Source organism: Staphylococcus sp. EZ-P03 (genome assembly GCF_003344575.1).
Taxonomy (GTDB): domain Bacteria; phylum Bacillota; class Bacilli; order Staphylococcales; family Staphylococcaceae; genus Staphylococcus; species Staphylococcus simulans_B.
In genome coordinates this window covers 18680-38822 of sequence record NZ_QPMO01000032.1, presented here as the reverse complement: position 1 = coordinate 38822, position 20143 = coordinate 18680, and the positions used below count along the sequence as shown (strand labels likewise).

General features: G+C 39.4%; 14 protein-coding genes. 5 read left to right on the top strand and 9 right to left on the bottom strand.

Features of this window, described 5'->3' with window-relative positions; genetic code table 11:
• A partial coding sequence (locus DVJ99_RS12715) for a putative Ig domain-containing protein (protein WP_114604534.1) occupies nt 1–6716 on the bottom strand: 6716 nt, incomplete at its 3' end.
• Between the two features lie 796 nt (nt 6717–7512).
• Between DVJ99_RS12715 and bioB the strand changes: the two genes are divergently transcribed.
• Nucleotides 7513–8526, top strand: coding sequence for a biotin synthase BioB (gene bioB, locus DVJ99_RS12705; protein ID WP_114604532.1), 1014 nt, complete (start codon nt 7513–7515; stop codon nt 8524–8526).
• 61 nt (nt 8527–8587) lie between these two features.
• Here bioB and srtA read toward each other — a convergent pair whose 3' ends face one another.
• Nucleotides 8588–9196 carry a class A sortase SrtA gene (srtA, locus tag DVJ99_RS12700; protein ID WP_114604531.1) on the bottom strand — a complete coding sequence of 203 codons (609 nt, stop codon included), beginning with the start codon at nt 9194–9196 and terminating at the stop codon, nt 8588–8590.
• A 149-nt stretch (nt 9197–9345) separates the two neighbouring features.
• On the opposite strand from srtA, the gene DVJ99_RS12695 reads away from it, so the two are divergent.
• Complete coding sequence (locus tag DVJ99_RS12695) at nt 9346–9582, top strand: hypothetical protein (protein WP_114604530.1); 237 nt, start codon at nt 9346–9348, stop codon at nt 9580–9582.
• Nucleotides 9583–9631: 49 nt separating this feature from the next.
• On the opposite strand, the gene DVJ99_RS12690 is transcribed toward DVJ99_RS12695, so the two are convergent.
• Complete coding sequence (locus tag DVJ99_RS12690) at nt 9632–9931, bottom strand: hypothetical protein (RefSeq protein WP_114604529.1); 300 nt, start codon at nt 9929–9931, stop codon at nt 9632–9634.
• Nucleotides 9932–10132: 201 nt separating this feature from the next.
• On the opposite strand from DVJ99_RS12690, the gene DVJ99_RS12685 reads away from it, so the two are divergent.
• Complete coding sequence (locus DVJ99_RS12685; RefSeq protein ID WP_114604528.1) at nt 10133–10759, top strand: FMN-dependent NADH-azoreductase; 627 nt, start codon at nt 10133–10135, stop codon at nt 10757–10759.
• 253 nt (nt 10760–11012) lie between these two features.
• Here DVJ99_RS12685 and DVJ99_RS12680 read toward each other — a convergent pair whose 3' ends face one another.
• From DVJ99_RS12680 to DVJ99_RS12670, 3 genes are all read right to left on the bottom strand, one after another.
• Nucleotides 11013–11975 carry a cation diffusion facilitator family transporter gene (locus DVJ99_RS12680; protein WP_114604527.1) on the bottom strand — a complete coding sequence of 321 codons (963 nt, stop codon included), beginning with the start codon at nt 11973–11975 and terminating at the stop codon, nt 11013–11015.
• Between the two features lie 84 nt (nt 11976–12059).
• Complete coding sequence (locus DVJ99_RS12675; RefSeq protein WP_114604526.1) at nt 12060–13490, bottom strand: phosphate--AMP phosphotransferase; 1431 nt, start codon at nt 13488–13490, stop codon at nt 12060–12062.
• 151 nt (nt 13491–13641) lie between these two features.
• The gene (locus tag DVJ99_RS12670; RefSeq protein WP_114604525.1) at nt 13642–14511 is read right to left on the bottom strand and encodes a fructosamine kinase family protein; all 870 of its coding nucleotides are present in this window, start codon (nt 14509–14511) and stop codon (nt 13642–13644) included.
• 205 nt (nt 14512–14716) lie between these two features.
• On the opposite strand from DVJ99_RS12670, the gene DVJ99_RS12665 reads away from it, so the two are divergent.
• The gene (locus DVJ99_RS12665) at nt 14717–15739 is read left to right on the top strand and encodes a PTS sugar transporter subunit IIC (RefSeq protein WP_105994638.1); all 1023 of its coding nucleotides are present in this window, start codon (nt 14717–14719) and stop codon (nt 15737–15739) included.
• Between the two features lie 109 nt (nt 15740–15848).
• Here DVJ99_RS12665 and deoB read toward each other — a convergent pair whose 3' ends face one another.
• Together deoB and DVJ99_RS12655 are read right to left on the bottom strand one after the other, a co-directional pair.
• On the bottom strand, nt 15849–17042 hold the full coding sequence (gene deoB, locus DVJ99_RS12660; RefSeq protein ID WP_114604524.1) for a phosphopentomutase: 1194 nt from the start codon (nt 17040–17042) through the stop codon (nt 15849–15851).
• A 35-nt stretch (nt 17043–17077) separates the two neighbouring features.
• On the bottom strand, nt 17078–18379 hold the full coding sequence (locus DVJ99_RS12655; protein ID WP_114604523.1) for a pyrimidine-nucleoside phosphorylase: 1302 nt from the start codon (nt 18377–18379) through the stop codon (nt 17078–17080).
• 173 nt (nt 18380–18552) lie between these two features.
• Between DVJ99_RS12655 and DVJ99_RS12650 the strand changes: the two genes are divergently transcribed.
• Nucleotides 18553–19563 (top strand): NADP-dependent oxidoreductase, encoded by a 1011-nt coding sequence (locus tag DVJ99_RS12650; protein WP_240430864.1) that lies wholly within the window; start codon nt 18553–18555, stop codon nt 19561–19563.
• Between the two features lie 81 nt (nt 19564–19644).
• On the opposite strand, the gene DVJ99_RS12645 is transcribed toward DVJ99_RS12650, so the two are convergent.
• Nucleotides 19645–20046 (bottom strand): sporulation protein, encoded by a 402-nt coding sequence (locus DVJ99_RS12645; RefSeq protein WP_105994641.1) that lies wholly within the window; start codon nt 20044–20046, stop codon nt 19645–19647.
• Nucleotides 20047–20143 lie beyond the last annotated feature (97 nt).

Here is a 20143-nt window from a genome sequence, read left to right as displayed (position 1 = left end):
GCTGTTGTTGTTACAGTAGTTTCAGTTGGTTCAGAAGTATTTCCAGCTGCGTCTGTTACTGTTGCTGTAACTTTATCGCCAGCTTTCAAGTCCGTACCTGCTGGTACATTCACTGTCCAGTTGCCGTCAGCGTCTACTGGCGCTTCTGCTGTTGTGCCGTCTGGGAATGTTACCGTTACTGTGCCGTTTGGTTCGCCTGTGCCTGATACCACTGTGTCTGTATCTTTCACTGGGCTTACTACCGGTGCTTCTGGTGCTGTTTCGTCAGTCACTGTGATTGTGAATGTTTCTTCTGTCACATTACCCGCTGCGTCTGTAACTTTAACTGTTACTGGGTATGTGCCTGGTGTTGTCGGCGTACCTTCGATTTGGCCTGTTTCAGGGTTGTATACCACGCCTTCTGGCAAGCCTGTTACTTCTACTGTTGTTGCACTATCATCTGTTACTACTACCGGAATCGGTGTGATTGCTTGATCTTCTGGTACTGTTTGATTAGTAATCGGTTCAACAGTTGGTGCTGTTTCATCCGTTACTGTGATTGTGAATGGTACTTCTGTTACATTGCCAGCTTCATCTGTAACTTTAACTGTTACTGGATATGTGCCTGGTGTTGTTGGTGTACCTTCGATTTGACCTGTTTCAGGATTGTATACCACACCTTCTGGTAAGCCTGTTACTTCTACGTTTGTAGCACTGTCGTCTGTTACTACCACTGGAATCGGTGTAATTGCTTGATCTTCTGGTACTGTTTGATCCGTAATATCTCCAACTGCTGGTGCATTAGTATCTGTCACTGTGAATGTGAACGGTACTTCTGTCACGTTGCCAGCTTCATCTGTAACCTTAACTGTTACTGGGTATGTGCCCGGTGTTGTTGGTGTACCTTCGATTTGACCTGTTGCTGGGTTGTATACGACACCTTCTGGTAAACCTGTTACTTCTACTGTTGTTGCACTATCATCCGCTACTTCTACTGGAATCGGTGTGATTGCAGTATTTTCAGGAGCAGTTTGGTTATCAATCGGATTAACAACTGGTGCTGTTTCGTCCGTTACTGTGATTGTGAATGGTACTTCTGTCACGTTGCCAGCTTCATCTGTTACTTTAACTGTTACTGGATATGTGCCTGGTGTTGTCGGTGTACCTTCGATTTGACCTGTTTCAGGATTATATACGACACCTTCTGGTAAGCCTGCTACGTCCACTGTAGTGTGACTGTCGTCTGTTACTTCTACCGGAATTGGCGTAATTGCCGCATCTTCAGGTACTGTTTGATCTGCAACTTCTCCAACTACTGGTGCTGTTGTATCTGTAACTGTAATCGTAAATACTTCTTGTGATGTGTTGCCTGCTGCATCTGTTACCACTACTGTCACTGGATATTGACCAGGAGTTGTTGGCGTACCTTCGATTAGGCCTGTTTCAGGATTGTATACGACACCTTCTGGTAAGCCTGTTACTGCTACATTTGTAGCACTGTCGTCTGTTACTACTACTGGGATTGGTGTAATTGCTACATCTTCAGGTACTGTTTGGTCTGCAATATCTTCAATTGATGCTGAAGTTGTATCAGTTACTGTAATTGAGAATGGTACTTCTGTCACATTTCCAGCTGCATCCGTAACTGTTACTGTTACTAGATATACGCCTGGTGTTGTTGGTGTTCCTTCAATTTGGTTTGTAGCTGGGTTGTAAGTTAAACCTGCTGGTAAACCTGCCACTTCAACATTTGTTGTACTATCGTCTGTTACATTAACAGGAATTGGCGTAATTGCTACATCTTCAGGTACTGTTTGATCCGCAATATCTCCAACTACTGGCGCTGTTGTATCTGTAACTGTAATTGTGAACGGTACTTCTGTTACATTGCCCGCTTCATCTGTTACTGTAACTGTTACTGGATAGTTGCCAGGTGTTGTTGGTGTTCCTTCGATTTGACCTGTTGCTGGATTGTAAACTACACCCTCTGGTAAGCCTGTTACTTCTACTGTTGTTGCACTGTCATCTGTAACCACTACTGGAATTGGCGTGATTGCCGCATCTTCAGCTACTGTTTGGTTATCAATCGGTGCTACAACTGGTGCTGTTTCATCTGTAACTGTGATTGTGAATGGTACGTCTGTTACGTTACCTGCTTCATCTGTTACTTTAACATTTACATTATACGCACCTGGTGTTGTCGGTGTTCCTTCGATTTGACCTGTCTCTGGATTATAAACTACACCTTCTGGTAAGCCTGCTACGTCCACTGTAGTATTGCTGTCGTCAGTAACTACTACCGGAATTGGCGTGATTGCCGCATCTTCAGCTACTGTTTGGTTATCAATCGGTGCTACAACTGGTGCTGTTTCATCTGTAACTGTAATTACAAATGGTACATCTGTTACGTTGCCAGCTTCGTCTGTTACTTTAACGTTTACATTATATGCACCTGGTGTTGTTGGTGTTCCTTCGATGACACCTGTAGCTTCATTATAAGTTAAACCTTCTGGTAAGCCTGTTACATCTACTGTTGTTGCACTATCATCAGTTACATTAACCGAGATTGGTGCAATTGGTTGATCTTCAGGTACTGTTTGATCAACAAGTTCTCCTACAACTGGTGCTGTTGTATCTGTAACTGTAATTGTGAATGGTACGTCTGTTGCTAATCCGCCTTCATCAGTTACTTTAACGTTTACATTATATACACCTGGTGTTGTTGGTGTACCTTCAATTGCGCCTGTTGCTGGGTTATAGATAACACCTTCTGGTAAACCTGTTACTTCTACAGTAGTTGCACTGTCATCCACTACATTAACTGGAATTGCTGTGATTGCTGTATCTTCAGGTACTGTTTGGTTATCAATTGGTGCTACTTTCGGTGCTGTTTCATCTGAAACTGTGATTACAAATGGTACATCTGTTACGTTTCCAGCTTCATCTGTTACTTTAACGTTTACGTTGTATGCACCTGGTGTTGTTGGTGTTCCTTCAATTACACCTGTAGCTGCATTATAAGTTAAGCCTTCAGGTAAACCTGTTACGTCTACTGTTGTAGTACTATCATCAGTTACATTAACCGAGATTGGTGCAATTGGTTGATCTTCAGGTACTGTTTGGTCAACAAGTTCTCCTACAACTGGTGCAGTTTCGTCTGTTACTGTAATTGAGAATGGAACTTCTGTTACGTTGCCTGCTTCATCTGTAACTTTAACTGTTACTGGGTATGTGCCTGGTGTTGATGGTGTTCCTTCAATTGTGCCTGTTTCAGGGTTGTAAATAACACCCTCTGGTAAGCCTGTTACTTCTACTGTTGTGTTGCTTGCGTCTGTTACTGTTACAGGAATTGGAGCAATCAATTGATCCTCAGGTACTGTTACATCTGTAATCGGCGCTACTTCCGGTGCAGTTTCGTCTGTTACTGTAAATGTAAATGGTACATCTGTTACTAATCCACTTTCATCCGTTACTTTAACATTAACATTATATACACCTGGAGTTGTCGGTGTACCTTCAATTGCGCCTGTTGTCGGGTTATAAATAACGCCCTCAGGTAAGCCTGTTACGTCTACTGTTGTGTTGCTTGCATCTGTTACTGTAACTGGAATCGGAGTAATCAATTGATCCTCAGGTGCCGTTACATTATCGATTTGGCCCACTACAGGTTCTGTTGTGTCAACTACAGTGCTAGTTCCAGCTGTTGATACATTAGGTTGACCATTATAGTCTACGCCTACTGTTTGTGTAGCACTTACAACTTGGCCAGCTTCTAATGGTGTAGTTGGATTAATTGTCCAAGTTCCGTCTGGATTTACAGTTGTTTGTTGAACTGTACCATCTGGTAAAGTCACATCTACTGTTCCGCCTGGATAACCTGTACCTGTTACTGGGTAAGGTGTGCCAGTAATCGGATCGATACCTGCTTCTGTAGGCAGAACAACTGGTGCTTGAGGTACTACTGTAACTGGTACATTGACTGTATCTACTGAACCGTCAGGGTATGTTACATCTACTGGTACTAAAATAGTTGTTCCTGGTTCTTCAGTATCTGCAATTGCTACACTTAAAGATCCGTCTGGATTAACAGTGACACCTGCTGGTGCATTTGTTCCAGCCGCATATGTTGTACCGTCTGGAGGTGTTACTGGTGTACCTGCTTGATCAGTGAATGTTGGTGCAGCTAAATCTACAGTTGTTCCTGGTGCGCCTTCGCCGCCTTGATAAACTGGTTCATTAAAATCAGCTTGTTTGAATGGCTCAGCTAAAATGTAATCAAGTGCCAATGCATTTGTAGTTGAAGTTGTGCTTACACCTTGTGAGAATACGCCAGAAGTGTAAATAGATGTGCTAGCTAAATCAGTTGGTACTGTTAAAGGTACTGAACTTAATGTTCCATCTGCTGCAGCTGTTAATGTAACAGGTGTTCCAATAGCTACACCATCTTTAAACCATTGAACTTGATAATCTTCGCCAGGGAATAAACCTTCAGTTTGTGATACTAAAACATCACCAGGTTTAGCTACTTCATCTGTTGAACCTTCAACTGAAATATCATGCATAGGGTTTGTTGTGATAAATGAGAAGTTTTGCTCATAACCACTATATGAAGCTAACATTTTTGCATCATGCAAGTCTGCACTTACATTTGCTGATGTAAACATATTGTTATAGTAGTTGTTTCCAAACGTCGCTACACCATCTACTAGTGGTGTAATATACATATAATCAGAGTTGATGTGGCGGTGTTTTTGACCGATTGTACCGTTCCACGCCATTAAATTGTTATGTGAAACGTCAGCATCTGTTACTAATGTACCGTACTCTGCATCTGAAATTGTATGCGAAATAGGTAGCCCGCTATTTTGTTGGTAAGCACTAATACCATACAATCCTCTAAACGGAATATAGTAATCTCCGCTTTCTTCTACTGTTCCTACTACACTTTCAGCAATATGTGAGCCTACACCATTGATTGCTTGATAATCTGTCACAATCTGTTGTTGTGCCGCTCTGAATTGTTCCATTGTGTAACCAGGGTTATTAGCTTTCCAAGTATCGAATTCTCTAGCGATGTCATCATTAACATATGATGCTACTACTTGAACACCAGTCGCATTGACATCCCATGAATCTTGTTTTAACCAACGTGCGTCTGAACCATAGCCTTCTGCTAAGTCATACCATACAGCGCCTGAAACTTTACCGTATTCGCCTGTATTCGCCCAAACGCCATCAGCAGTACCAGAAGTTTCCCAATCTGCTTGTGGTTTGACCAACCAATCGTTTTGTAATGGGTCTTCTTGTAAGATAACTTGGCTGTTTACGATTCTGTTAATGCCAGCTGTGAAGTCCCATGATTCGTTTACACGTTCTAAACGTTTATGGAATCCTCTGACACTATCGCCATCTTTGACAACATTTAAAGTAGGGTCTGGACTTACTGCCCACGTTCTTATAGCGATATCAGCATCTGCTGCAAGGTTGAAAGTATGTTCTTTACCTAGAGCGTCAGTTTGCGGTTGTGATAAGTCAATAACATATCTGCCGTCCGCATCTGAAGTTGTGTAATAAACTGGAGAAACATAACCTGTACTGTCAGTCCATTGCAAGTAAATGTTTACGTCTGCAATTGGTTCTTGAGAAGCCACATTGTTATATTTACTTCCTTGATCCATTACAACTGCATTACCTTGATAACCGTATGTTTGGTCCCAAACACCAGGTGAATAAATCGCACTCGCTTCTAACTCTTCTTTAAGAGATAAAGGTGCTGTTGGTGCTTCTAACGCTGCAAATGTTGCAGTTTGCGGTTCAACACTTTCTGCACTAAACGCTGTCATTCTAGTAGATGCTAAAGGTGCTGCAGTAGCTTCAATAGTGCTTGCATCTTTACTGTCAGATGATTGTTGTAATGCTGTTGCTAGGTCAGTTGTAGTTGTACCGTCCGCATTTACAGTAACTGGTGCATCTTGTGTACCTGTAGTTGGTGCATCAGCTGCAGTAATTTGTTGTGGAGCTTCTGTTGCACTAGTATCATTAGAATTAACTGAACTTGTTTCTGCTTGTTGTGTTGGAGTTGATTCAGTACCAGCTGATTGAGCAGTCGGTTCAGTTGGTGTACTTGTTACTGGTTCAACTGTACTGTTGGCAGCAGGTTCTTCAGTTGAAGTAGTCGGTGCAGTCGAAGTTTGCGAGTCAGTTTTAGGAGTAGTGCTATTGGCAGTAGTACTATCTGCTTGAACTGGCTCTTTTACTGTTGTTGGCGTATCAGTTGATGATGGTGCTGAATCTGTTTGAGGCGTTTCATTCGTAGTTGTGCTGTTTTGATCAGTTGAACTTGGCTCAGTTGTAGTTGTTTTATCTGTTGATGTCGGTGTGTTGGATGTATCCGCCGCAGGGTCTGAAGTTGGAGTGCTTGATGTTTCATTTGCATTAGTTGGTGTTTCAGATGTTGGCGTACTAGATGTATCCGGAGCAGTTGCCGTTGTATCAGTAGCTGGTGCTTCTACTGCAGATGTCCCAGTTTCTGCAGGTGCAAGATCAGCTGTTTGTCCATTGGCATCACTTGGAGTTTGAGTAGTTGTGCTTGTTTCAGCAGCTCTTGCCTCATTTCCAATACCAAATAAAATGGTTGCTCCCACAATAATAGAAGCCGTGCCGACTGTAAAACGGCGGATTGAATATTTGTTTTGACGTCTTGCATCAAAACTGTTTTTACGTGAATTATTTCCCATAAAAGTAATAACCCCTTTCTAGATATGAAAATTGTACTTGTTAACGTTATAAATGTAGCCCACTACTTTGTTAAAATTGTCAAAAAATTAGTACAAGTAAATAGTAGCACATTTCCAATCAATTTAGTTAAGTCTTTTATCCATTTTTCGTAAATTTTTGTGTCGCCACGCTTTTTATTATCAAATAATTTTCAATATGCAATTTTGTAATCTATAACATAATTTTCTTATATACTTTACCTAGATAAAGCACGCCAGATTACGCAATGCAATTGAGTTCAATCAATTTTATATTTATACAATTCCCGTTGAAAATAAGGTTTTGTTATGGCAAAAACTGACATTTTTTCTATCTTCAGTTACATAATACACTTAATAAAACGTTTACAATTGTCACAAATTAGACACATTTACAAAGATAACTATCCACATTAATATGAATAGTTATCATTTTATATGTTACTTTTCTCATATAAGAACTTATTTCACCTAAAGTCATTTTGAGTTCTTCTTCCTGTTTCAAATAAAAAAGTACCGAATTACTAAAGAAGCTCTCTGTTAAAACGATATCCATTTGGTTATTCTGTTTCACAGATTGCTTTATCAACAATTCAACCCAATTTTCACTTTTATACAAATACGCACCCTAAAAGTGTAATAAGCATCGTTAAATTACATTATTTGAGTAATACTTGGCAATCCTAATGATTTGATGTAAAATCAACAAGGTAAATGTAATCTTTTAAAGTTTACAAGTTAACAATTAGACTTTTATAGTTCTAAGGGGGAAGCAAAAATGGAATTAGCACATAAGATTTTAAATGGCACCGCGTTAACAAAAGAAGAAGCCTATGATTTATATACAGATGAATCTATCGATACGATGACACTATTAGATGAGGCTTATGCCATCAGAAAGCATTACTATGGCAAAAAAGTGAAATTGAATATGATTTTGAATGCAAAAAGCGGTATTTGTCCTGAAGATTGCGGGTATTGCGGTCAATCAAGAGATATGAAACGAAAAGATCGTTATGCTTTAATTCCAGAAAATGACATTATTGCAGGTGCAGATGCGGCAGCTGAACATCAAATCGGTACATATTGTATTGTTATGAGCGGACGCGGTCCAAGTGATAAAGAGGTCAACCATATTACTGAATCCGTGAAACAAATCAAACACAATCATCCGCAATTAAAAATCTGTGCTTGTTTAGGTATTGCGAATGATGAACAAGCACAACGCTTAAAAGATGCGGGTGTCGATCGTTATAACCATAACCTGAATACCAGTGAAAACTATCACGACACAGTAGTTACAACACATTCATATGAGGACCGTGTGCATACGGTTGAAATTATGAAAGCACATAACATCTCACCTTGTTCAGGTGTTATTTGCGGAATGGGTGAAACAGCACAAGACAGAATTGATATGGCCTTTGCGTTGAAAGAACTTGATGCGGACAGTATTCCAATCAACTTCCTTCACCCTATTCAAGGTACTAAGTTTGGCGACATGGATGAATTAACACCTATGAAATGTTTACGTATCATCGCATTATTCAGACTAGTGAATCCAACGAAAGAAATCCGTATCGCTGGCGGCAGAGAAGTCAATTTACAATCTTTACAGCCGCTTGCATTGCTTGCTGCGAACTCAATCTTTGTCGGCGATTATCTTATCACTGGCGGCCAACCTAATGATATGGACTTTAGAATGATTCAAGATTTAGGTTTCGAAATCGACAACAGCAACTTGCCAGAAGATACTGCTGAACAAATTACAAAAGAATTAGAAGTTCAATAAAACATAAACAGACCTGAGACATGTTAAATCTATCATACTGTCTCAGGTCTGTTTTATTTGATTAATCTACACGTTCTGCTTTATAGATACTGCGCGTCTCCCACTCGCCTGTTTGCGCATTATAATCATCACAAGTGATTAATGTCAGCTGCTCTTTACTATTTTTATGTTCGTCTAATACACTGACTTCGTCAGGTTTAACATCTCTAATAGAAGTGATTTTATATTTTCTTGTTTCATTCCCTACTTTAAATGTTACCTTCGCACCTTTTTTAGCTTTGTGCAGATTAGTAAATTGATAATTGCCGCTGGTGTTCGTATGTCCGGCAATCGCAATGTTCTGCTGATCTAACGATTCATCTTCTTCTGCCAAGCTGACACCTCTGTTCAACTGCTCTGGTGTGGCAGGACCAGGATACACCGCTTCCTTGATTTTTACGCTCGGAATATCGATATAACCTACTAATTGTGATTTATCTTTAGGAACTTTCGGTACTTCTTTTTTATCTTTTTTCTGTTCCGCTTGTTTTTTATCATATTGTTCAATTTTTGCATCATTTTGTTTTCCAGCGATATAATGATCGATTTGCGGTTTAAACACTATGAAGATACCGACTAAAATCAGTACGACTCCAATAATCGTAAATAACCGTGATTTCCACTTGCCCATTGTCAACCTCCTAATTAAGTTCATGATGTGAATTTCGTCTATTATACCATGATTTTCACTTTGCATATATCCTTTAGTATGCACTGGCAATCAAGATTAAAATGTTATACAATTAATTAGATACTAAAATGTTTTTAAGGAGAAAGACGATGTGGAATTTATTTAAAGGGCTCATATTTATACTCGCACTGATCGGTACCTATAAAGTATGGCAAGACGGCAATTATTTAAATAACTTTCTAAACTTTTACAGCAGCATTTTCGACGGCACTTTCTTCAATCAAATACAAACATGGTCCAACGATATACCATCATTGCAAAACTTGCAGCACGCTGCTGACCATTTACCTTCATACAATGAAATCAAAGCATTCTTTAATCTATAGCAAAGCAATCATTTACAGAGTCTGTCACACTCAATAAATGATTGCTTTTTTAATGATGATGTTTCAAATCCATCGATTCTTTATATGCGGCATCTGCATTTTGAAAATGCGGACTGCGCGGAATGACTTTATTTTCAACGGCACTTTCATACGCGCTTAATTTTTGGGCTTCAGTTTTCTTCGCATCATTGAAAAATGCTTTTAATTGTTTTTCAGATGTTATCCCTTTTAATTTTTTCTTTTGATGCAATGCGGCTTCTGCATCATTTTGAATTTCCGCCTTAATCGTATATAAACCTGATCCGATTACAAGCAAGAATAGGCAAGTTCCTATCAGCAAATTCTTCATCTCTTCACCTCTGCTATTTCATATCACAAGTATTATACGCCTCAACAAAGCAGTTTGTATCACCCAAAACCATTGTTCACCAAACGTTCCTATTTTGCACAACAGATATTTTTCAAAAGTGTAAACTTTACACTTTACATATACAAATTGTATCGGGTATAATAAATATATCTTAAATTACATGTAAAAGGATGATTATTAATGTCACAAGTATTATATATTACTGCACACCCATTAGATGAAATGGTTTCAAACTCAATGGCAGTTGGTAAAGCCTTTATCGAAAGCTATCAATCAGAACACCCTGAAGACGAAGTGGTTCACATCGATTTATTCAAAGACGATGTACCAGAAATCGATGCTGAAGTTTTCTCAGGCTGGGGTAAATTACAATCTGGCGAAACACTTACTGATTCAGAACAACAAAAAGTAAATCGCTTAACTGAACTTGTTGATCAATTCGTAGCAGCTGACAAATATGTCTTTGTTACTCCAATGTGGAACTTATCATTCCCTCCTGCTGTTAAACGTTACTTCGATGCTGTAACAGTTGCAGGCAAAACTTTCAAATACTCTTCTGAAGGGCCGCAAGGATTGCTTACAGATAAAACAGCATTGCACATTCAATCACGCGGCGGCTACTACAGCGAAGGCCCAGCGGCAGACTTCGAATTAGGCGACCGTTATGTACGTACTATCCTAGCATTCATGGGTGTACCAAACATTAACTTAATCGCAATCGAAGGTCATAACGCAGAACCTGAAAATGCTGAAGAAATTAAATTGAATGCGATTCAAAACGCACAATCATTCGCAAAAGAATTTTAATCTCAAACATGAAAACGGACAGCTCCTTAATAATGGAACTGCCCGTTTTTTTATGTGTTACTTTTCGTTTTTCTTTTCTAACTTCTCTTTTTGTTTTTTTGCTTCTTCTTTCGTCGTTTCTACAACACGACCTGAAATAGAACCTTTTTTCTCTTCAGCCATTGAATAAGCCTCCTTTAGGCAAATTTCATCATTCAGATTTCAACTCTGAATGTTATTTCTTAATCTACCCGCTTTCTTATTCAATAACACACTATTCTTCTTTTTCATTTTCGAATTGCTCAAAATAATTCTCATCCAAATGGTTTAAATCCAGATGTTCAATTTGCAATGTTGTGTGATGCAAACCGTATTTTGTTTTCAGCAATTTTTCTAATTGGTTGATGATACTATAAGCATCTTGGCTGTCTTTACTGTCTAACACAACATGTGCAGATAATGAATATTGGTCTGAAGTAACACTCCATAGATGGAATTCATGCACATCGATGACGCGGTCTGCTTTCTTCATATCTTCCATAATCTGATCTACATCTAAACCGCTCGGTACTGCTTCCATTAAAATAAGCCAAGCATTCTTTAAGATTTTATAACCGCCGTTTAATAATACGCATGAAATGACAATACTTAAAATCGGGTCAATCATTTGAATGCCGGTAATTTTAATTAAAATTACCGCTACAATGACACCGACCGAGTTAAGCAAGTCGCCTAAGAAATGCCAAAGCGCACTTTGGATATTGATATTATCTTCAGATTTCAAAGAATGATACAGCAACCATGTCAGTACGATATTGACTATCAAACCAATAACCGCAATCCAAAACATTAAGCCGCTTTCGATTTCCCTTGGGAAAATCATACGCATAATCGCTTCATAGAAAATCCATAATGAAATGACTACCAATGCCAAACCATTAAGAAATGCCGCAACTACCTCAAACCTTAAAAAGCCGTAAGTAAAATGGTTCGTCGGACGCTTGCTTGAAAAATATATCGCGACCATTGATAAACCTAATGCCAATACGTCACTCAGCATATGGAATGAGTCTGATAATAGTGCTAAGGAATTGGAGACAATCCCTCCGACGAATTCAACAATAGTGAAGAACAATGTAATGATTAATGATAACCATAGTGTTTTTTTAGAGCTTTGTTGAATTTTTCGATGCTCCACATGATGGAAATAATAAGTCCTAGAATAATTTCTTGCCATTACTTGCCCTCCCGTTTACATAGTCCGTAAATTAATCTATCACTTTGAATGTATGTTAGCTACATCCATTATACTCGATTTTTACTAATCGTGATGTACGCCCCACAACGCTGTTTCACATGTTTTAATAATACGTTTCAATACCGCAATACGTGCTGTTTTCTTATGATCAGCAGGTACAATATACCATGGCGCATTAGAAGTATTCGTTTTATTAACCATATCCGCACTTGCTTCTAAATATAAATCCCATTTTTCGCGGTTGCGCCAATCTTCATCTGTGATTTTCCATTGTTTATCAGGATTGTCTTCTCTCGCTTTAAAGCGTTCTAGCTGTACATCTTTATCTAAGCTGAGGAAGAATTTCAAGATGATTGCACCTTCATCTGTCCACATTTTTTCAAAGTCGTTGATTTCATGATACGCACGCTGCCATTCATCTGTAGTCGCAAAACCTTCCACACGTTCTACAAGTACTCGGCCGTACCAGCTGCGGTCAAACATTTCAATATGTCCGGTTCTCGGCATATCATGGGCAAAGCGCCATAAATATTGATGTGCCAGTTCAACATCAGTCGGTGCACTGATCGCATTAACTTCATAACCTGTCGGATCTAATTTTTCGCGAATACGTTTGATATTGCCGCCTTTACCCGCTGCGTCCATACCTTCAAAGACTAAAATCAACGGAATTTTTCTTTCATATAACGCAAATTGAATTTCCAGCATCCGTGCTTGCAGCTTTTCAATTTGTGCATTATAGTCTGCTTTGCTGACTTTAGGCAATGGATTATCAAATAAATCTGTTTTAAAGTCAGGTGTAAATAAGCCGTCACGTGTTTTGACACGTTCGTGATAAGCTTTAATCGCTTTTTTCAAGCGTTTGATAATATGTTCATACATACGAATCGTAGCCGCTTCTCTATCCGTATAATCAATCACTTGCCAATCTTTTTGTTTCGGATCATTTAAAATACGGCTCATCTCTTCAAGATAAATATCATCAGGAATAACATTTTCATATTCTTGTGCTTTCCAGCGTGTTAACGGATTCTCCTTCGTCTGTAAAATATGTTCTTGTCGTTTTTGTTCATCTATCTCAATATAGAATTTGATAATTTCGTAATGATCATTTTCAAGCATAGTTTCAAAGCCTGCAATCTGGTCGCGCAGCACATCATAATCTTTATACTGCAAATGCTTTATACCATTGACTTTGTAATCAATATAGTGTGCATACCAGCTTCTGAAATAAATATTGATTTCGCCTTTGCCCGGTAAGGTATTCCAATACTTTTGAAGAAATTGATAGCGCAGATTTTCTTGAGTCGGCGATGCTGTCGCAATAAAGCTGGAATATTTAGCATCCAACGTAAGTAGTAATTCATTAGACAAACGTGTCTTTCCTGCTGCCGGCACCCCTTCGAATACAATCATAACCGGTATCCCTAGCTGATGCGTTGTTCTTGTTAGCTCAGATGCTTTTAACTCAAGTTCTTTAATCTTAGTTGACATATTCTCACCCCATTTATAAACTTACTTCTAAATTAACACTTTTTCAGACTGAATTGCGTAAAGGAGTAAAATTCCACTCAATCAAATCATTATGTATAAAGAAAGCGGCTCACTATAAAAGCAAGCCGCCCGATGCATTTATTCATTTCTCTTAGAAATTCGCGTCACTTAAGATTTTATCCATTGAAGCATCTACACTGCCCTCGTACATCGTACCGAATTTCACTAAATGAACAAGCAGTAAATAGAATTTATAGAATTCAATACGCTGATAAGCGCCTTCATCTAAAGGATATGCTTTATCATAAGCTTCATAAAATTCTTCTGAGAAGCCGCCGAATGTGATTGTCGCACCTAAATCAAATTCTCTATCGCCATATAATGGTGCAGGGTCGAATAAGGCAGGTTCTCCGTTTTCTAAGAACATATAATTGCCGCCCCATAAGTCGCCATGCAATAAAGAAGGTTTGCTTTTATGATTGTCTAAAGCCTGTACAATCACTTTTCGGACGTTATCGAATTTATTAAGCTGGTCTACATTCCACAAACCTTTTTCTACGATTGTTTCTCTTAAATGATCCAATCGGCGATTCACAAAGATTTCTTTCCAAGAATCTGTCCATTCATTATTGAATGAAATATCTCTGCCTTCATACGGATAATCATAACCGAAACGTTTATCTGGATTATGGAAATCATGCAGTTTTGCGACGAGTTTGCCGAGTTCTGCCTGACTGCCGCGCGGTCCCTCTTCTAACCAGCTTAAAATTAAATAAGCGTCTCCGCCGATTTCGCCGTTCGCAATAACACGCGGTGCTGTAATTTCTGCATATTCAAAGTCTTTTAATCCTTCCGCTTCAGCCGCATAGAAATCATAAGGACTATCAGGTTGTACGAGTAAAAAGAAAACCTCTCCTGCTTCTGTATCAATGCGGTAAGCATCATTCACATCACCGCCGGCAATCGGTACGATATCTTTAATACCAGAGATTGGTAGATTTTGCTGCCATAACTTGTCCATCGTGTCTTCCCCCGTTCTTAATTGTTCTATATATAATATATACCACCCTGCTCATATTTATAACTTTTCTTCTCCTATCCGCCCTTCACACTTTATTACTTTTATTTATTTCATTTTACAATGATGTGTTATTCAAAATAACAATCCTTTTTTCGTTTCCTTTTATGCTATACTAATGGCAAATAAATGGAGGTCGAAATCCTAAATGAAAAAACTTCTACATCGTTGGTTTATACAAGGCCTAAGTTATATGACATTAGGTCTGTTCGGTTCACTCATTATTGGTTTAATCCTGCAGACTATCGGTAAACAAACTTTAGTTCCTGCTTTAAATTTACATTTCTTATCTGATATCGGTACAGTCGCAATGGGATTAACCGGTGCTGCTATCGGGGGTGCCATTGCCTATGGCTTAGGTGCACAGCCTTTAGTCATTTTCTCTTGTATTATCGTCGGGTCTCTCGGCTATGATAAATTCGGAGGCGGTGCTGTCGGTGCTTTTGTGGCGACGTTAATCGCAACTGAACTCAGTCGTTTTTATGCGGCTAAAACAAAAATTGATATTATTATTTCTCCGCTGCTCACTTTAATTATCGGAGGCGCAGTTGCTAAATTTATCGGACCTTTCTTAAACGATTTTATGGTTTCGCTAGGCAAAATGATTATGCTTGCGACAGATCAGCGTCCGCTGGTTATGGGTATTTTAGTGGCAGTCATTTTCGGTTTAGCTTTGACAGCTCCGATTTCCAGTGCAGCTCTAGCTTTAATGCTCGACTTATCAGGTTTAGCTGCCGGCGCCGCAACAATCGGCTGTTGTGCACAAATGGTCGGTTTTGCGGTAACCAGCTATAAAGATAACGGCGTAGGCGGTATTATCTCTATCGGAATCGGTACAAGTATGCTTCAAGTTCCAAACATCTTGATGAATCCTGCCATTTTGATTCCGCCTACTGTCACAAGTGCTATTGTCGCACCTATCATGACAACACTCTTCCCTATGACAAACAATGCGGCAGGTGCTGGTATGGGAACGAGCGGATTCATCGGACAAATCATGACCATCAACACTATGGGTGCTTCTACCAAAACATGGTTATTAATCATCATCTTCCAAATCGCATTACCTGCTATAGTCAGCTACTTGCTTTATAAAGTATGCCGCAATGCAGGCTGGATTAAAGACGGTGATCAAAAGATTCATATCGGAGACAAGAAAACTGCAAGTTAACGCTATAACAATGGTTTCCTAAATACAAATAACGTTTCACCCAACGAAGGGATGAAACGTTATTTTTTATGCTTTCAATGATTCACTTCAGCTGTCTGATGTGCTGATTCTATTGTTTGTCTACACCCATCTCTGATAAATAGCTGCGTCCGAATTCAGGCATTTTCACACCAAAGTTATCTGCGATAGTCGCACCGATTGAACTGAACGTTGTATCACCGCTGAGTTCATGAGCTTTTGTTTTTAATTTAGGACTATAGAACAATACAGGGATATATTCGCGTGTATGGTCTGTACCTGGCGCAATCGGGTCATTACCGTGATCTGCTGTAATTATCACTAAGTCATCTTCTTGTAAGTTATCAATCAATTCAGGCAAGCGTTCATCAAAGTCTTTGATGGCTTGTGCATAGCCTTCTTTGTCTCTGCGATGTCCATATAACGCATCAAAATCAACAAGGTTTAAGAAGCTGATACCGTTAAAGTCTTGTTGTACGACATCAATCAATTGATCCATGCCATCCATATTATTTTTAGTACGAACCGCTTTTGTGACACCTTCGCCATCATAGATATCATTGATTTTACCGATAGCTATCACATCATAGTCATTATCTTTCAATTCATTCATTACAGTACGTCCGAATGGTTTCAAAGCATAGTCATGGCGGTTAGAAGTACGTGTAAAGTTGCCGGGTTCGCCGACATAAGGACGTGCAATAATACGTCCGATTAAATATTTAGGGTCTTTAGTCAGTTCACGTACCTTTTCGCAAATATCATATAACTCTTCAAGCGGGATGATATCTTCATGCGCCGCAATTTGAAGCACAGGGTCTGCAGAAGTGTAGACGATTAAATCGCCTGTTTTCATTTGGTGTTCGCCCCACTCATCAATGATTTGCGTACCTGATGCCGGACGGTTAGCGACAATTTTACGTCCAGTCATCTCTTCGATTTCTTTGACTAACTCATCTGGGAAGCCGTCAGGATATACTTTAAACGGCTGCATGATATTCAAGCCCATAATTTCCCAATGTCCTGTCATCGTATCTTTACCTACAGAAGCTTCGCTCATCTTAGTGTAGAATGCTTCTGGGTGTTCAACTTCATGCACGACTGGAAGCTTATCGATATTACCTAATCCTAATCTTTCTAAGTTCGGTAAGTCTTGTTCAAATCCTTCTAATGTGTGTTTTAAAGTGTGGCTGCCTTCATCGTTGAATGCGGCCGCATCCGGGCCTTCACCGATACCTACAGAGTCCATCACAATTAAATGTATACGTTTAAATGGCGTTGTCATACGCGCTCGCTCCTATCTATCTTAATTTCATACGTTTATTCAGTAATCACAGTATGGATGAGTGTTGGTGTCTCACCTGATTGTGCAATCGTAATATTATCATAAAGTTTCGCTTTGACATCATCAATGTCTTCGCTATTACTGTAAATGGTCATTAAGCTTTCGCCTTCTGACACTTTATCTCCGACTTTCTTATGCAGCATCAAGCCGACACTCAAATCAATGTCATCGTCTTTTGTTTGACGGCCTGCGCCAAGCATCATGGATGCGATACCCATTTCATTTGCGACAATTTCAGTCACTACACCGCTTGATTTCGCTGGCAGTTCAATTTGATATTTTGCTTGCGGCAATAATTCAGGTTTATCCACTACTTTTGGATTACCCCCTTGGTTTTGCAAGAATGTACGGAACTTATCTAAAGCCGCACCGCTGTCGATGGCTTCTTTAAGCAATGTGCGTGCTTCATCTAAAGTTTCTGCTTTACCGCCTAAGACAACCATTTGAGAACCTAAAGTCATCACAAGTTCAGTTAAATCTTCTGGTCCTTTGCCTCGCAATGTATCAATCGCTTCTTGCAATTCTAAAGCGTTGCCGATCGCATTGCCGAGCGGTTGGCTCATATCAGAAATAATCGCCATTGTTTGTCTGCCGACATGATTGCCGATTTTCACCATCGCATGTGCTAAAGCTTTCGCATCTTCTAATGTTTTCATAAAGGCACCGTTGCCTGTTTTAACATCTAATACAATCGCATCAGCACCTGCCGCAATCTTCTTGCTCATAATCGAAGATGCGATTAATGGAATAGAATTAACTGTCCCTGTCACATCGCGCAGTGCATAAATCTTCTTATCTGCCGGAGTTAAATTCCCTGTTTGTCCGATTACTGCTAATTTATCTTCATTTACAAGACGGATAAATTCATCTTCTGAAATTTCAACGTGGAAACCTTCTACAGATTCTAATTTATCAATCGTACCGCCTGTATGGCCTAAACCGCGGCCGCTCATTTTAGCTACAGGTACACCCACAGCCGCAACTAAAGGTGCCAATACTAATGTCGTTGTATCGCCGACACCGCCTGTCGAATGCTTATCTACTTTAATCCCTTCGATTGCGGATAAGTCAATCACATCTCCCGAATGCACCATAGCCATCGTTAATGCAGCACGTTCTTCATCATTCATATCTTGGAAATAAGTCGCCATCGCAAAACTCGACATCTGATAATCAGGAATGTCGCCATTGGTATAATGTTCAATCATCCAATTCATTTCCTCTGTCGTCAATGCCTTCCCATCACGCTTCTTATCGATCAAATCCACCATTCTCATTATCTGTCACTCCTTCAAGTTTTCTCTTTCATCTGTTCTTTGTGACTTGCCTTACCTTTATTTTACCATGCATGAAATACAATTTCACAAACTGGTGAATTCTAGATTAATCAACTTCTGCAAAGGGAATTGGGGTGTATAATGAAGTATATTGGAAATTGGAAGTGTGAGTCATGACAAACGATAAAATGCAAGCTGTAGTGATACATAAATATAAAAAAGCACAACAAGCAAAAATTGAAACAGTAGAACGTCCGAAAATTGAAGACAATCAAGTCTTAGTCAAAGTCCATGCGGCAAGTTTAAATCCTGTCGACTATAAAATTGCACAAGGCGGCGCCATCCGTATGTTCTTTAATTATAAAACACCGTATATTATGGGGCATGATTTCGCAGGCGAAGTCGTCGCCGTCGGCAAACATGTTGTTGCCTTTCAAATCGGTGATGCAGTGTACGGCACAAAACCAGGTGCCTTAGCAGAATATACTGCCGCAACACAAAACGAAATAGCTGCCATGCCGCGCAATTTAAGCTATGCACACGCTGCTGCGCTCCCTATGGCAGGCTTAACAGCGTATCAAGCGCTCAATGATACAATGCATGTCACACGCGGCCAGAACGTCTTAATTCAAGCAGGTTCAGGCGGTGTAGGAACATTAGCTGTCCAAATCGCAAAAGTATTAGGTGCACACGTTGCGACAACAACGAGTGCTAAAAACCGAGAATTAGTTAAAGCGCTGGGTGCCGATATTGTTATCGATTACCACCGTCAAAACTTTACTGAAATCTTAAAAGACTACGATGGTGTCTTAGATACATTAGGCGGTACACATTTATTAGATGCCTTTAAAATAATAAAACCGCTCGGAAAAGTCGTTTCTATCAACGGTAAACCTGACGGTGAAAATGCAATCCAATTTGGTATGCCGCTATGGAAAAGATGGTTGCTGCAATGGGCAGCACGCAAAATCCATCGCACAGCACGCGAACATCACGCCGCATATCATTTTCTCTTTATGCATAACAGCCGTAAAACGCTCAATAAATTGCGTCAATTAGTTGAAAGCGGAAAAATCCGTCCAGTAATTGATGTGACGTTTGATTTTGAAGAGATAAATAATGCTTTGGATTATCTTAAACAAGGACATGCTGCTGGCAAAGTAGTAATCCGTATTTCACGTTAAGCTTTATGAATACAAAAGACACCGTCTTCCTTACAAACGCATCTATTTGTTATAAGGAAGACGGTGTCTTTCTATTTCAATTTATTGAATTCTGATTTCAGCATCTTCTTCAGCATCTGCACCGCTGTCGATATAGACATAAGTTCTTAATGTCAGTGCATCTGTACCTTTTTCAAAATCGAATTTTTCTAATGGGAATTCGAATGCTTTTTCAGTAGTTTCCCCAGCTTCAACTACTTGTTTGCTTTGAATTTCATATTCTTGCAGCACATTTTCCATTTCATCGAAGTCACTATGCTCTGTTGAATTTTTAACATGTTCAATCAGTGACAATTTAATTTTAGAGATTTGCTGATCAGCGTCTCCGCCTTTAAGCACAACTTTCCCTTTAATTAATTCATTAGCATCAAATGCTTCTTTTTCTAGGCGTGTTTCGATTGTTAAAGCCCCAACGCCTAAAGATGTTAGTAATTTTTCAAACATGATGAGAATCCTCCTTGAAATGATGAAATTGATATATCACTTTTCACCCTACTTCTATTCCCCGTAAGCAAGGTGTTTCATTCATGAAATGAAGATA